The organism is Amycolatopsis decaplanina DSM 44594, from assembly GCF_000342005.1.
In the GTDB taxonomy this organism is placed as follows: domain Bacteria; phylum Actinomycetota; class Actinomycetes; order Mycobacteriales; family Pseudonocardiaceae; genus Amycolatopsis; species Amycolatopsis decaplanina.
This window is the reverse complement of sequence record NZ_AOHO01000047.1, coordinates 23366-37522: the sequence shown is the minus strand read 5'-3', so window position 1 is coordinate 37522 and position 14157 is coordinate 23366. Positions and strand designations below refer to the sequence as shown.

Here is a 14157-nt window from a genome sequence, read left to right as displayed (position 1 = left end):
CTCGGGCGACCCGTCAGGACAAGTGAAAAGATCTACACCGACGTTAAGCGGTCCTACATGCTCCGAAGGGTCCCGGTCGTGGCCGCCGGGAAAGACGGCCACGACCGGCTCCCGAGGAGATCAGTACTCGCCCGGTTGTTCGCAAGGCGGAACAGGGCCTGCTCACATTTCGCGGTCGCGCATGATCCACCTCCCTTTCGACTGGCGCACCGGTGGGGAACGAGCGCGTTCTCGCACAGTTTGGGGGCTGTCTTCGCACCTCCGCACACCCGGTGGCCGTGTTGTGACCCATGTAATGGGATGGTTGTGGCACGATCTGCCGCGAAGCGGGGAGAAAGGTGCTTCTGGTGACCGAGAATTCCGGCTCGCGCAGATCCGGGGAGACCGGGAAAGCACGTGCGGAACCGAGGCCGGTTTCGACGGCCGCGTCGACGTTCGGGCGCGCCTTGCGGCAACGGCGGCAGGCACGCGGACTGGCCTTGCGAGAACTCCAGAAACTCGCCTATGTCGACAAAAGTCTCATCAGCCGGGTCGAACGCGGACTCACCCCGCCGAGCGCCGAATTCGCCGAAGCCTGCGATCGCGCGTTGGGCGCGGGCGGGACGCTGATCGTGCTCGCCGAAGCCGCCCGCGCGGAACCGTACGTGCACCTTCCCCCGCCACCGGGCCATTTCGTCGGCCGTGAAGAACATTTTGCGCTGCTGGACGAAAAAGTGTTCACCAAAGCGGCCAAAGTGGTCTTCGTCGCCGGGCCGCCCGGGGTCGGGAAGACCGCGCTCGTGCTGAATTGGGCGAACCGGCGCCAGGAGGAGTTCGACTGCGTCCTCTGGTCGGATCTGCGCGGCTACGCGGCGGGCTCTCCCGCGCACCCCGCCGACATCCTCGACGATCTCCTGCGCTGCGTCGGCGTCCGCCCCGACCGCGTCCCCGCCGAGGAGCACATGCGGCTCGCGCTCCTGCGGGGCCTGTTGCGCGGCCAGCGCACGCTTGTCGTACTGGACAACGCCCTCGACTCGCACCAGGTGCGGCCGGTGCTGCCCGGCACCCCGGACACCACCGTGCTGATCACCAGCAGGCGACGGCTGTCCGGACTGGTCGTCGGCAGTGGCGCGGTCCAGGTTTCCTTGGAACCACTGCAAGATCTCGAAGCGACGCGGCTCATGGCCGATCTCATCGGCGACGAACGGGCGGCGGGCGATCCCGAAGGCGTCGGCAGGCTCGTCCGGCTGTGCGCGGCTCTGCCGCTCGCGGTGAACATCGCCGCCGAACGGGTCGCCACGCATCCCCATCAGAGTGTCGGCGACCTCGCCCGCGAACTCGTCGCCGAGGGGCGGCGGCTGGAACTGCTCGCGGTCGACGACGACGCCGTCGGAGTCAGGGCCGCCTTCAGCTGGTCGTACCGCGCGCTGGAAGCCGACACCGCCCGCATGTTCCGGCTGCTCGGCCTCCACCCCGGCCCGCGGTTCACCGCGGGCGCGGCGGCCGCGCTCGCCGGACTGCCCGAACACGACGCCCGACGGCTCGTCGACGAACTCGTGCACGCGCATCTCGTCCAGCAGGTCGGCGCGCAGTACTACCGGTTCCACGATCTGCTCCGCGTCTACGCCGCCGAAGAGGCCGCCACCGCACAGTGGCGGGACGAACGGCAGGCGGCGGTTTCCCGGCTGACCCACTGGTATCTCCACGCGGCCAACGCGGCGAGCTGGACGCTGACACCGGCCCGCGACCACCACGTCGATCTGGGTCCCGCGCCCGAAGGCGTCGAGCCGCTCCGGTTCGCCACGTTCGACGAGGCCTACATCTGGTGCGCGTCGGAGATGCCGAGCATCACCGGCGTCGCCCGGCTGGCACTGGACCACGGACTGTACGAGATCGGCTGGCGGCTGCCGGTGGAACTGTTCGACTACCACCTGCTCGGCAGGCCGTGGCAGACGTGGATCTCCAGCCATGAGGTGGCGATCGAGTCCGCGAAGGCGGGCGGTGACCTCGGCGGGCTGGCGTTGTCGGCGATCAACCTCGCCGAGGCGCACCGGCGGCGCGGCGACCTCGACCGCGCGCGCGAACTCTGTGGCCAGGCCGTCGAGATCTCCGAGGAGATCGGCGAAAACCCGAGCCTGGGCTGGGCACTGGTCGGGCTCGGCAACATCGCGCACGAGCGGGAGGACTACGCCGAAGCCGTGCGGCTCGCCGAGCAGGGCGTGGAGGTGAACGCGCGGATCGGGTACCGGCTCGGCGAAGCGACCGCGCGGGTCCACCTCGGCCGTGCCTATCGCGACCTCGGCGAACGGGACTTGGCCCTCGAACATGGCCTTCGCGCCTTCGACACCTACGCGAAGGACGCGGACCAGCACGGAATGGGTTTCGCGCTGGTGCCGCTCGCCAGGACCTGCCGCCGGTTCGGCGATCCGGAGCAGGCGCTCGAGTACTGCGAGCAGGCGCTGACCGCCTACCGGAACTGCGGCGACGTCTGGGGACAGGCGGACGCGCTCGACGAACGAGGCTGCGCGCTGGCCGCGCAGGGGCACACCGACGAGGCCATGGCAGTCTGGCGCGACGCGCTCCAGCTCGTCATGGATCTCGACGACCGGAAGGCGAGCGTGCTGCGGGGCCGCCTCGAAGGCGCGGTCTAGAGCGAGCTGAAAGGGACTTTCCCCGCATGCGACGCGGTGAAGGACGCTTTCAGCCCCCGCCTAGAGCTTCACCGGCAGGTTGTGCAGGCCGCGGGTGATCGCGCTCGGCCACCACACGAGCCGGTCCTCGGGCACGGTCAGTGTCATCGACGGCGCGCGGTCGAACAACGTCTCCAAGGCCGCGGACGCCTGCGTCCGCGCGAGCGCGGCGCCGAGGCAGATATGCGGGCCGACGCCGAAGGCCACGTGCCGCACCGGCCGCTCGCCCGGGCGGAAGGCGAGCGGTTCGGGGTGGACCTCCGGATCGCGATTGGCGGCCAGCAACGACAACAGGATCGGGTCGCCCGCCTCCATCCGCTGCCCGGCGAGTTCCATGGGTTCGGTGACGAAACGCCAGCTGGTGTTCTGCAGCGGGGTGTCTCGGCGCAGGACCTCCTCGATGACGAGCGTCAGGTGCGAGCCGTCGGCGCGGGCGCGGGCCGCCTCCTCCGGATGCGTGATGAGGGTCAGCGCGGTGGACGCGATGAGGCTGATCGTCGTCTCGTGCCCGGCGATCAAGGAGAGGAAAGCCGTCGCGGCGACCTCTTCGCCGGTCAGCTTCCCGGCGGCTTCCTGGGTGAGCAGATCGCTGATCAGGTCCGCACCGGGTTCGGCGCGTTTGCGGGTGACGACGTCGGCGAGCAGCGCGTCCAGGTCGTCGGTCGCCTTGAGCATCGATGCCATGTCCGTGACGTCGCCGGCGGCGACCACCAGCGCGGGCGGGCGGACCTCGTCCAGCAGGGTGTCCGGGATGCCGATCAGCTCGCAGATCGATCGGATTCCCAGCGGGTACGCGAAATCCTCGACGAGGTCGCCCTCGCCCCGGTCCAGGATCGGGTCCAGCAGTTCGTTCGCGAGCTGATGCGTGCGGTCGCGCATGTGCTGCAACCGCCGCGGGCCGAACGCGCCGGCGCAGGCCTTGCGCAGCCGCGCGTGTTCCTCGCCCTCGAAGTTGTTCATATGCCCGATGAGCGTCGGCCGGTGGTCGGCGGGCAGCCCGAGATCGGCCTTGCGCCAATGTTCCGCCGCGACGGAGGGGCATTTCGACAGCCGGGGGTCGGCCATCGCGGAAACGACGTCCGCGTGCCGGGTCAGCAACCAGGTCCACGTGTCGCCGGGGAGCGGGAGCCGGAACGCCGGCGCGTTCACCCGAAGCCATTCGTAGGCGGGTGAGGGATCCCTGTCGAATTCCGGGCCGAACATCACGGGAACCGCGGCGGCGTCGTATGCGGCGTCAGGCATACGAGCCACGATGCCAGCTCGTGCCGTAATGGCGTCCGGCGAACGCAGGCATTGGCCTGTCTCACGCGATCGTCAACGCGATCCCCCTGTCACCCCCTTGTGGTGACCCAGCAAGATCGAAGCGGGTGCGGTGCGTAACGAATGGAGGTGACCCTCGTCAGCGAGTTCGGCAAGCACGACCGTGACGCGGTCTCGGAACGGCCGCGTGGTTCGCTCCGGGGTTTCGCCGACACCGTCGGCCTCGCCGCCGCCCGCGTCTGGCGGCTGCGTGGTCGTGCCTGGAACACCCTGCGGCATCCCGCGGGGTGGGAACTGTGGCGCCTGCCGCCCGCGGCGGTCCTCTGGATGCTCGGCACCGAGATCGCGGTCGCGGTCTGGGCGCTGTACAGCGGTTTCAAGGCCTCCGCCACGACCACGGACCTCGTCCGCTTCGGCGTGATCGCGGGCTGCGCCATCTGGTATCTCGTCCAGACGCAGCATCCCGAGGAACAGCGCCGGGCCGACGACCGGCGCGGCGAGCACATCGACCAGACCGCCGTCTGGCTGGGCGGCGCGGCCGTCCTGCTGCCGCCCACGTTGTCGCTCGCGCTGCTGCTGATGGTCCGTGTGCAGCGCTACTCCATCGCGCACAAGGCGATGACGACCTTCCTCTTCACCACCGCCGCGCACGCCGCCTCCATCCTCGGTGTGCACACGATCACCCGGCTGACGTCACTGCACACCTGGCTCGAATCAGGCACGCTCCCCCAGCGGCCTGGCGACATCGTGGTCGCCGCCGTCGCGCTGGTGGGTGCCGCGCTCTGGTACTTCGCGTCCCAAACCCTCCTGATCAGCATCGCGCGCGGACTGGCGTGGGGCGGCTGGCGGCGGCAGAAGCTGATCGGCAGCTGGGCCGACAACGCCGACTTCGTCTACGCGCTGCAACTCGCCGCGTGCACGACGATCCTCGGCGCGGTCAACATCGCGCTGGTGCCGCTGGTGATGATCGGGGTCGCACTGCGCTCGACCCGGCTCTCGCAGGCGCTGGCGGACACGATCGCGCGCAGCCAGCGTGACCGGAAGACCGGGCTGCTGACCGAGGACTCCTTCCACGCCCCGGCCGCCCTGCGGCTGCTCGAAGACCAGACCGATCGGCGGCCGACGGCGTTCCTGATGCTGGACCTGGACCACTTCAAGCAGTGGAACGACAAGTACGGGCATTCCGGCGGCGACATCGTGCTCGGCTGCGTCAGCGCCGTGCTGCGGCAGAACACCCGCTCCACGGACATCGTCGGGCGCTGGGGCGGCGAGGAGTTCTCGGTACTGCTACCGGACACCACCCGCGAAGAGGCGATGCGGATCGCCGAGCGGATCCGGGCGGCCGTCGCGAAGACCGCCATCACCGGCTTGACGGAACTCGCCAGCGGGCACGCCACCAACGAACCGCGCGCGGTGGGGCCGATCCACGGATGCACCGTGTCGATCGGCGTCGGGCTCTCGCCCGAGCACTCGACCGACTACGGCGAACTCTTCCGCGCGGCGGACGCGGCCATGTACCAAGCGAAACGGAGCGGGCGGAACCGGGTGGTCGTGGCGCCATCCGCGCTTCCTCCTTCGCCGCGTGCTCCGACGTCTCCGTTGAGCCGGGCCGGAGACTCACGCCGAGATTGACGTCACACGCGTGTTTCCAGCCGGATCACGCGTGCTTGAAGCCGGAAGACACGAGTTCCGCCTTCAAGCACGCGAGTTCCGCCTCTGAGCACGCGTGATCGCCCAAGAGGTTTCGTCAGCGGCGGGTCACGAGGCGGGTCTCGAGCAGGTCGTCCACCACACGGGTCTCCACTCCGGTCCGCCGTTCGAACGCGGATCCGCACAGCGGCCACAGCGCGACCAGCACGACGCCCACCGCCGCGCACGCGGCCAGCACCAGCGCGGCGACGAACTGGGCGGCGCCGTCGGTCGCCGTGCTCAGCACCGCGAATCCGATCAGGACGATCCCGGTCGGCAGCACCGTGGCCAGCGCCACCAGGAGAGCGGGCGTGCGGCGCAGGTCGCGGCGCCGGGTGGTGAGCCAGGCGGCGAGCAGGCAGGCGAACGACGCCCCCAGCAGGCACGCGCCGGCCGTGTCGCTGAGCCGGTGCCAGCCCAGCGCGATGGTCGACGACGAGACCCAGGCGACGGCGACGGCGCCGATCCCGATGATCGCCGGACGGAACCGTTGGGGCAGAACGAAAGCGAGGGCCATCAGAATGGCCATGGCGGCACTGACGTGCCCGCTCGGGAAACTGTTGTGTCCCGGCCCGCGCCCACCGTCGGGCAGTTCGGGGCGTACGAGGACGTAGAGCTTGAGCAACTGCGCGGCGACGAGCGGGAGCACGAGGACGCTCAGCGCGGGGATCAAGAGGCCGGGTTTGCGCCGGAACAGGGCCAGGCCGACGAGCACGATCCCGGCGGCGCCGATCACGAGCACCATGTCCTGGTCACGCAGCGGCCCCGCCCAGTCCATTGTGGACCATTGACCGGACTGCGCGCTGCGGACGACGCCGTTCTCCGCGAGCTGCCCGGCCGACGTGTGCACGAACAGCACATAGGTCACGGCGAACGCGGCGGCCAGTCCCAGTCCGGTGGCGAGCTGGAACACGGCCCTGGACAGGGTGAGCCTGGTCTCGGCGTGCCGTCCCGGCAGCGGACGGCGGGCGGGGGTCGGCTTCGCTTGGTGGGTGAGTAGGGCCATGCGTCTCACTGTCCCCACGCCGTTTAGCCGTGAGGTCCGGACAATGTCATGGTTCTGCTACAAGATCGTGCCGAGTCGCACACGCGCGGCGACATCCGAATAATGGCGGCGTGGCAAGTGTCCTTTTGATCGAAGACGACGCGTCCGTCCGGGAGGGGCTGGAACTCGCGCTGCGCCGGCAGGCGCACACCGTCCACACCGCCGAGAGCGGTGAACTCGGGCTGGAGAAGCTGCGCGTGTTCCAGCCCGACATCGTCGTGCTGGACCTGATGCTCCCCGGCATCGACGGCTTCGAGACCTGCCGCCGTATCCGCTCGGCGGGCGAGGTGCCGATCATCATGCTCACCGCCCGCAGCGACGACTTCGACATCGTGGCCGGGCTGGAGGCCGGCGCCGACGACTACGTGACCAAGCCGATCGAACCCCGCGTGCTCGACGCCCGGATCCGAGCGGTGCTGCGGCGCGCGGCGAGCGAAAAGCCCGCGAACGACGACGACACCGGGGAACGGCACGGCCACCTGGTCATCGACCGCGCCGGGCTGGTGGTCACGAAGAACGGCGAACCGGTCTCGCTCACCCCGACCGAGCTGAAACTGCTGCTGGAGCTGTCCCGCACACCAGGACGGGTCTACAGCCGCCAGCAGATCCTCTCCGCCGTCTGGGATCACGACTACCTCGGCGACTCCAGGCTGGTCGACGCCTGTGTCCAGCGGCTGCGCGCGAAGATCGAAGACGTCCCCGCGAAACCCGAACACGTCCAGACCGTCCGCGGCTTCGGGTACCGGTTCGGCCGTTCATGAGGCTGGTCTCCGGGCTGCGGCCCCGGCTCATCCTGGCCTTCGCGGCGATGACGATCATCGGGGCGGCGGCCGCGGCGGGGGCCAGTTACGTCTCGGCTCGCAACGCGATCCTCGAAGCGGTCCAGGACGCGGCGATGAACCAGCTGAAGGACCGGGTCAGCGCCTACGGCCGCCCGTTGTCCACGCCGCCGACCCAGGAGCAGCTCAACGACTTCGCCGGCAGCCTGCGGTTGAACGCCGTCGCGGTCTACCGGAACCTGCGGTCGGTCAGCGGCCCGGATCTGACGACGTTCTCCCCCGAGCTGAGGGAGAGCGTCGCGAACAACATCCGTATCCAGTTCCAGCGCGTGGACCGCGACACCAAGCCCGAACTCCTGGTCGGCCTGCCGGTGCTAGTACGCCAGGCCGACGGTTCGATGGGGGCCAGCGGCGTCGAGGTGTACTCGCTCACCTCGCTCGTCCAGCAGCAACAGGCCATCGACGAACTCGCGAAATCCGCATGGCAGATGGCCGCGCTCGCCCTTCCGCTGGCCGCGGCGCTCGCCCTGCTCGCGGCGAGACAGGTGCTGAGGCCGGTCCGGGCGCTCAACACCGCCGCCGCCCAGCTCGGCGAGGGCAGGCTCGACGTCCGGCTGCCCGCCAAGGGTTCCGACGAACTGGCCGAACTGGTCACGACCTTCAACAACACCGCCGCCGAACTGGAGCGCACGGTCGGCGAGCTGAGAGCCATGGAGGCGGACGCCCGCCGGTTCGTGGCCGACGTCTCGCACGAACTCCGCACGCCGCTCGCGGCGATGAACGCGGTCACCGACGTCCTCGACGAGGACGCGGAGGCGCTGCCGCCGGACACCGCCGTCGCCGCGCGGCTGGTCTCGGGCGAGACCCGCAGGCTGACCCGGCTCGTCCAGGACCTGGTCGAGATCTCCCGGTTCGACGCGGGCCGCGCCGAACTCGTGCTCGACGAATGGGATCTCGCGACGGCGATCCGGGACAGTCTCGATGCCCGCGGCTGGCGCGACGGTGAAAACCTGGTCACCGACCTGCCGGAGGGTGTTCTCGCCCGCGTCGACCGGCGGCGGCTCGACCTGATCGTGGCCAACCTCGTCGGCAACGCGTTCCGGCACGGCGCGGCCCCGGTCGAAGTCCGCCTGCGCGCCGGCGGTGACGACGTCACCCTGGAGGTCCAGGACCACGGGCCCGGGATCGACCCCGAGATCCTGCCGCACGTGTTCGATCGGTTCACCAAGGCCGACACCGCCCGCGCCCGCTCCGAAGGCAGCGGGCTGGGCCTGGCGATCGCGCTCGAGAACGCCCGCCTGCACGGCGGCGACATCACCGCCGCCGACACCGGGCACGGCGCCCGGTTCGTACTGCGCCTGCCGCACCGGGCCGAAGGAGGGACGCGATGAGGACACGGGTGCTGCCCGCGCTCGCGGCCGCGGCGCTGATGGCGGCCTGCGGCGTCCAGCCGACCGGTGTCGTCGAGGCCGGGCCCGGCCCGTCGATCCGCGCCACCACGGGGCCGAACGTGCTGGGCGGCCTGACGCTGTACTTCGTCTCCGACGGCCGGGTCATCCCGGTGACCCGGCCCAGCGAAGGCTTCATCTCCCCCGAAGGCGCGATCACCTTGCTGCTGAAGGGACCGACGGAGCGGGAAGCCGCGCAGGGGCTCACCACGTTCGTTCCGCCGGAGGTGGGACGGGTCGAGGTGTATTCGGGTGACCCGTCGTCCATCGTGCTGCCGTTCAGCCTGCGCAAATTGTCCGATCAGGCCATCAACCAGCTGATCTGCACCGCGATCGCGGCGTCGACGGCCACCGGACGGACTCCGCGCTCCCAGGGGGTGAACGTGACCTCGCCGGACGGTGAGGTGTACTTCCAATCCTGTAGAGCCGACTGAACTCGTCACTCACAGTGCTCACATAAAGGCACTTCTCGTATCTGTACGGACGTCAACCTCTTTCGGTTCAACGATCAAGGTGACTGTGGGCGAGCACACTCAGGCGTGACATTGCCGTGTCCTTTTCGTAATGTTGCCCGGAGCTCGCGGCCCCCGACGCGAGTTCCCGTCCCCGAAGTGGTGAGTGATCAGAGAAATGGCCGGCAGACATCGCAAGAACAAGGCCCCGCAGTGGAAGCTCCCCGCGGGTATCGCGGCAGCGGTCGCCACGGCGCTCCCGGCGTCGATGTGGCTGACCACCGCAGGTTCCCCTGACGTCGAAGCGGCCAGTGCCGCGCTCGCGCTGCAGGCTCCCCCGGTCTCCAGCGTGACTCCGCCGCCGTCGACCAGCAGCACCCCGCCCTCCAGCACAAGCCCTACCCCCTCCACGGCCCCCTCCCCCGCGACCTCCTCGGCTTCCCCGAAGCCGACGACGTCGACCAAGGCCCCCGCCCCGGTGAAGAAGACCGTGCCCGCTTCGACGGCGTGTTCCACCGACCTCGCCGGTACCAAACCGCACGTGGCCCAGGTCGGCAATCATGTCAAGGCGAAGTTCGGCGTCAAGAACGTCGGCGGCGTCGCCGGCCGGGCGAACGCCAGCGACCACCCCTCCGGCCTCGCGCTGGACTTCATGGTGGACACCGCCACCGGCAACGCCATCGCCGACTACATCCTGGCCAACAAGAAGGACTTCGGCGTCACCTACGTCATCTGGCGCCAGCGCTACAACGACGGCAGCGGCTGGGACACCATGGAGGACCGCGGCGGCGCGACCGCGAACCACATGGACCACGTCCACGTGTCCTTCGCCAAGAGCGCGAAGGTCAACGTCAGCTGCTAACCACGCCGAGCGGACCGCTCGCCGGGCTGGACCACGGGTCGTCCCACGACCTCTTCCACGCCTTTGACGGCGAGCCGGTCCGCTCGCTCGTTCTCCGGATGCCCGGCGTGGCCCTTGACCCAATGCCACTCGACGTCGTGCCGTGAAGCGGCTTCGTCGAGACGGCGCCACAGATCGGCGTTCTTGACCGGCGTCTTGGCCGAGGTCATCCAGCCGTTGTTCTTCCAGTTCCGCACCCAGCTGGTGATGCCGTTCCGGACGTAGGTGCTGTCGGTGTAGATGTTCACCGTGACCCGGCGCTTCAGGCTTTCCAGCGCCTCGATGGGCGCAGTCAGTTCCATCCGGTTGTTCGTGGTCGGCCCGGGATCCCCGCCGTAGATCTCCTTCTCGACCGTGCCGTACCGCAGCACCGCGCCCCAGCCGCCGGGACCGGGATTCCCGCTGCACGCGCCATCGGTGTAGATCTCGACTGATTCCGCCACCGGGACACCCTAGCGACGGGGTTCAGTCCGGCAGGAGCGGCACCCACGGCTCCTCGACCTGCCCCAGATGCACCGCGCGCGTGATGGACTTCGAACCGAACCGGTCCCGGACGGTGTCGAGCGTCGAATCGAGCGCGTCCCTCGGCTTCGCCCCGAACGGCAAGGCCAGCTGGATCGCGTCGTCCTTCGACAGGTTCGTGAGCGCGAGCCCGATCAGCGTGAGCCCGCGTTCGTCGATCAGCGGTCTCGCCGTCGCGAGCAGGTCACGGGCCGCCGCGACGATCGCGCCGGTCTGTTCGGTCGCCTCCAGCAGGGTGCGCGAGCGCGTCGCCTTGGTGAAATCGGCGAACCGCATCCGCAGCACGACGGTGCGGCACACCCGGTGCGCCGCACGCAGACGGCGGGCGAGGCGGTCGGCCAGCGTCAGCAGCGTCGCGTCGAGTTCGGCGGGCGAACGCGGCCTGCCGCCGAGCGCGCGCTGTGCCCCGATCGACCGGCGACGACGGCCCGTCCGCACGCGTCGAGGGTCGTCGTTGTGGGACAGGGCGTGCAGGTGGGCGCCGACGCCGCGGCCGAGCATCCGGACGAGTTCCTTCTCCCCGAACCCCTCCATCTGCCCGACCGTCGTCACGCCGCGTTCGCGGAGCTTCTGGGCCGTCACCTTGCCCACGCCCCACAGCCGCTCGACTGGCAACGGGTGCAGGAACTCCAGCTCCTTGTCGTGCGGCACGACGAGGAGGCCGTCGGGTTTCGCGACACCGCTGGCCACCTTCGCGAGGAACTTCGTCCTGGCCACGCCGACGGTGATCGGCAGGCCGACTTGCTCCAGGACGTCCTTCCGCAGTTTCGCCGCGATCCGGCTCGGCGTGCCCGCGATCTTCAGCAGCCCGCCGACGTCGAGGAACGCCTCGTCGATCGAAATGCCTTCCACGAGCGGTGTCGTGTTGCCGAAGACTTCGAAGACCGCCTTGCTCGCCGCCGAATACGCGTGCATCCGAGGCGGGACCACGATCGCGTCCGGGCACAGCCGCCGTGCCTGGCCACCGCCCATCGCCGTGCGGACGCCGTACGCCTTCGCCTCGTAACTGGCCGCCAGCACGACACCGCCGCCGACGATGACCGGCCGCCCGCGCAGACTCGGGTCGTCACGCTGCTCGACCGACGCGTAGAACGAGTCCAGGTCGGCGTGCAGGATGGGACCCTCGGTCGTCATAGAACATATGTTCGCATCAAACGGCTCAGTGGCCAAGCTTCCCGGATCAGTCGAACGGCGGTCCGGTCGTTCGGCCGGTTCACACCACCGACGAACGCGGACGACGGGAACCGACACGGGCGCGGACGAAATCCGTGACCGATCGCCCGCCCGTGAAACACCAGATCGCGATCACCGGGTCGCAGATCGCGCAGCCGAACGACGAATGCGCGGCGAACGGGATGATCGGTGCTCCCTTGAGATGGTGCACGACGTCCCAGCCGGTGTGCAGCAGCCAGGCGATGCCGATGAAGGTCCAGGACTCGAGTCCGCGGTAAGCCACGTAGGTCACGACGACGGTGAACGCGAACTCCCAGACCCCGAGCCCGCCTCCGCTCAGATAGGCGGCGCCGGCGCCCGCCACCATGACCGCGTTGAAGCGGCGGCGGTACGGCTCGTGGATCAGCGACATCAGCACGACATAGACGAGGCCGACGAGAATCGGCGCGATGATCATCATGGCTCGACGCTAGAACCGGCCGGAGCCCGCTCCCAGTGGCGTGAACGACGCCTTCCAACGGGATCTCGCCATCGGGTGGGTAGGTTGCGGCCATGCACACCGTCGCCGTCCTCGCGCTGGACAAGGTGATCCCGTTCGACCTCTCGACGCCGATCGAGGTCTTCACCAGGACCCGGCTCGCCGACGGGAGCGCGGGCTATCGGGTCCTCGTCTGCGCCGGACGACCGGAGGTCGACGCCGGGCATTTCACCCTGCGCGCGCCGTCCGGACTGGAGGCGCTGCGCGAGGCGGGCACGATCATCGTCCCCGGCACCGCCGATCCGACCGGGCCGTTGCCGGAGGGCGTCCACGACGAGCTCATCTCGGCCGCCGCGAGGGGTACGCGGATCGCCTCGATCTGTTCCGGCACCTTCATCCTCGCCGCCGCGGGCCTGCTCGACGGGCTTCGCGCCACCACACACTGGGTCGCCGCCGAGGCCTTGGCCGCGGCGTACCCGGCGGTCGATGTCGACCCGGACGTGCTCTACGTCGACAACGGGCAGATCCTGACGTCCGCGGGCGCCGCCGCGGGCCTGGATCTGTGCCTGCATCTGATCAGGCGGGACCACGGCTCCGCGATCGCGGCCGACGCCGCCCGCCTTTCGGTGATGGCGCTGGAACGCGAGGGCGGGCAGGCGCAGTTCATCGCGTTGCGGCATCCGCCCGCTCCCCGCGGCGCGGCGCTGGAACCCACTCTGCTCTGGATGCAGGAAAATCTCGCGCGTGATCTCACCTTGGCCGACATCGCCGCGCACGCCGGGATGAGCACGCGCACGCTGATCCGGCACTTCCGCGAGCAGACCGGGACGACGCCGTTGCAGTGGCTGCACCGGACACGTGTCCGGCAGGCACAGCATCTGCTGGAGACCACCCAGTACGCCGTCGAACGGATCGGCGCCGAGGTCGGTTTCGGTTCGCCCACCTCGTTCCGCGACCGGTTCAAGCGCACGACCGGCGTCAGCCCCGGCACCTATCGGCGCGCTTTCCGTTGAGCGGGAACGCCTCTTGCCGGTGGCCGCGCCTTCCGGCGACCATGGCGGTACACATCACCGAGCACGTCTTCGCCCGCCGTAGGGGACGTCGTCAGGAGGCAGGCTGCGCGCCTCGTCCGCCGGCCTGTTCCTGCACTGGGGGATGCAGTACTGGATCGACGAGGCGAAGAAACTGCACGCGCAGCACGTCGTGCTGGCGTCGTTCCACAGCAGGCTCGGCTACATGACCGACGATCCCCAGTGGTACAACGAGGGTCTCGGCTCGGGCAAGAGCTGGCTGAACTCGTCCGCGTACTCGAAGTACAAGGGGCAAGCAGGTCGATCTGCACACGCGCGACGGCTTCGGCGAATTCGGCTAAGACACCTTCGTCGAGATCATGCGGCGCTACCCCGATCTCGCCGGGTTCTGGATCGACAACGACAACGCGTACTGGGAGCGCAACGGCCTCTACGAACGCGTCCGCCGGGAGCGGCCGGATTACCTGCTCAGCAACAACAACGAAGACACGCCGATCATGGACACGATCAGCAACGAGCAGAAGACCGGCATGACCCCGGCCTATGACTACCCGCAGGCGGTCCACACCGCCGCGCCGAGGCTGATCGAGGCCTGCTTCAAACTCCCCACCTCCGGCGCGTGGTGGTACAGCGGCTCGAACTCCTCGGTCGACTATAAGCTCACCCTCGGCCGGTATCTGGCCAACAAGGGCTCGGACGTCAAGGCACTG

At 69.5% G+C, this 14157-nt stretch carries 12 protein-coding genes; 7 read left to right on the top strand and 5 right to left on the bottom strand.

Translation table 11 applies throughout. From position 1 onward, the window contains the following. The first annotated feature begins 347 nt into the window (after positions 1-347). On the top strand, positions 348-2630 hold the full coding sequence (locus H074_RS11570; RefSeq protein WP_007030216.1) for a tetratricopeptide repeat protein: 2283 nt from the start codon (positions 348-350) through the stop codon (positions 2628-2630). Positions 2631-2690: 60 nt separating this feature from the next. On the opposite strand, the gene H074_RS11565 is transcribed toward H074_RS11570, so the two are convergent. Further along, positions 2691-3911, bottom strand: coding sequence for a cytochrome P450 (locus H074_RS11565; RefSeq protein WP_007030215.1), 1221 nt, complete (start codon positions 3909-3911; stop codon positions 2691-2693). A 141-nt stretch (positions 3912-4052) separates the two neighbouring features. Between H074_RS11565 and H074_RS11560 the strand changes: the two genes are divergently transcribed. After that, positions 4053-5561, top strand: coding sequence for a GGDEF domain-containing protein (locus tag H074_RS11560; protein WP_007030214.1), 1509 nt, complete (start codon positions 4053-4055; stop codon positions 5559-5561). A 115-nt stretch (positions 5562-5676) separates the two neighbouring features. Here the strand turns inward: H074_RS11560 and H074_RS11555 are convergent, their stop codons facing one another. Continuing rightward, positions 5677-6624: a phosphatase PAP2 family protein gene (locus H074_RS11555; protein ID WP_007030213.1), complete on the bottom strand. Its 948-nt coding sequence runs from the start codon at positions 6622-6624 to the stop codon at positions 5677-5679. Positions 6625-6734: 110 nt separating this feature from the next. Here H074_RS11555 and H074_RS11550 point away from each other — a divergent pair, with 110 nt between their 5' ends. The 4 genes from H074_RS11550 (at position 6735) to H074_RS11535 (ending at position 10204) form a co-directional block, all read left to right on the top strand. Beyond that, on the top strand, positions 6735-7424 hold the full coding sequence (locus tag H074_RS11550; protein ID WP_007030212.1) for a response regulator transcription factor: 690 nt from the start codon (positions 6735-6737) through the stop codon (positions 7422-7424). Beyond that, on the top strand, positions 7421-8833 hold the full coding sequence (locus H074_RS11545) for a sensor histidine kinase (protein ID WP_007030211.1): 1413 nt from the start codon (positions 7421-7423) through the stop codon (positions 8831-8833). The genes H074_RS11550 and H074_RS11545 overlap by 4 nt, the downstream gene beginning before the upstream one ends. After that, positions 8830-9324, top strand: coding sequence for a GerMN domain-containing protein (locus H074_RS11540; protein WP_007030210.1), 495 nt, complete (start codon positions 8830-8832; stop codon positions 9322-9324). The genes H074_RS11545 and H074_RS11540 overlap by 4 nt, the downstream gene beginning before the upstream one ends. Before the next feature lie 196 nt (positions 9325-9520). Then, positions 9521-10204, top strand: a complete 684-nt coding sequence (locus tag H074_RS11535; RefSeq protein WP_039922204.1) for a VldE C-terminal domain-containing protein — start codon at positions 9521-9523, stop codon at positions 10202-10204. Here the strand turns inward: H074_RS11535 and rnhA are convergent. From rnhA to H074_RS11520, 3 genes are all read right to left on the bottom strand, one after another. Continuing rightward, a complete protein-coding gene (gene rnhA, locus H074_RS11530; protein ID WP_007030207.1) occupies positions 10201-10686 on the bottom strand; it encodes a ribonuclease HI in 486 nt (161 codons plus the stop codon). The genes H074_RS11535 and rnhA overlap by 4 nt on opposite strands. A gap of 22 nt (positions 10687-10708) precedes the next feature. Beyond that, on the bottom strand, positions 10709-11899 hold the full coding sequence (gene dinB / locus H074_RS11525; RefSeq protein WP_007030206.1) for a DNA polymerase IV: 1191 nt from the start codon (positions 11897-11899) through the stop codon (positions 10709-10711). Positions 11900-11978: 79 nt separating this feature from the next. Further along, positions 11979-12398: a DUF6010 family protein gene (locus tag H074_RS11520; RefSeq protein WP_007030205.1), complete on the bottom strand. Its 420-nt coding sequence runs from the start codon at positions 12396-12398 to the stop codon at positions 11979-11981. A gap of 92 nt (positions 12399-12490) precedes the next feature. Between H074_RS11520 and H074_RS11515 the strand changes: the two genes are divergently transcribed. After that, a complete protein-coding gene (locus tag H074_RS11515; RefSeq protein WP_007030204.1) occupies positions 12491-13429 on the top strand; it encodes a GlxA family transcriptional regulator in 939 nt (312 codons plus the stop codon). The last annotated feature ends 728 nt before the right edge of the window (positions 13430-14157 follow it).

Bases quoted from the DNA above. Each gene is read 5' to 3' on its own strand.
- H074_RS11565 (WP_007030215.1), bottom strand. From the start codon at position 3,911: ATGCCTGACGCCGCATACGACGCCGCCGCGGTTCCCGTGATGTTCGGC.
- H074_RS11560 (WP_007030214.1), top strand. From the start codon at position 4,053: ATGGAGGTGACCCTCGTCAGCGAGTTCGGCAAGCACGACCGTGACGCG.
- H074_RS11555 (WP_007030213.1), bottom strand. From the start codon at position 6,624: ATGGCCCTACTCACCCACCAAGCGAAGCCGACCCCCGCCCGCCGTCCG.
- H074_RS11545 (WP_007030211.1), top strand. From the start codon at position 7,421: ATGAGGCTGGTCTCCGGGCTGCGGCCCCGGCTCATCCTGGCCTTCGCG.
- H074_RS11540 (WP_007030210.1), top strand. From the start codon at position 8,830: ATGAGGACACGGGTGCTGCCCGCGCTCGCGGCCGCGGCGCTGATGGCG.
- H074_RS11535 (WP_039922204.1), top strand. From the start codon at position 9,521: ATGGCCGGCAGACATCGCAAGAACAAGGCCCCGCAGTGGAAGCTCCCC.
- dinB (WP_007030206.1), bottom strand. From the start codon at position 11,899: ATGACGACCGAGGGTCCCATCCTGCACGCCGACCTGGACTCGTTCTAC.
- H074_RS11520 (WP_007030205.1), bottom strand. From the start codon at position 12,398: ATGATGATCATCGCGCCGATTCTCGTCGGCCTCGTCTATGTCGTGCTG.
- H074_RS11515 (WP_007030204.1), top strand. From the start codon at position 12,491: ATGCACACCGTCGCCGTCCTCGCGCTGGACAAGGTGATCCCGTTCGAC.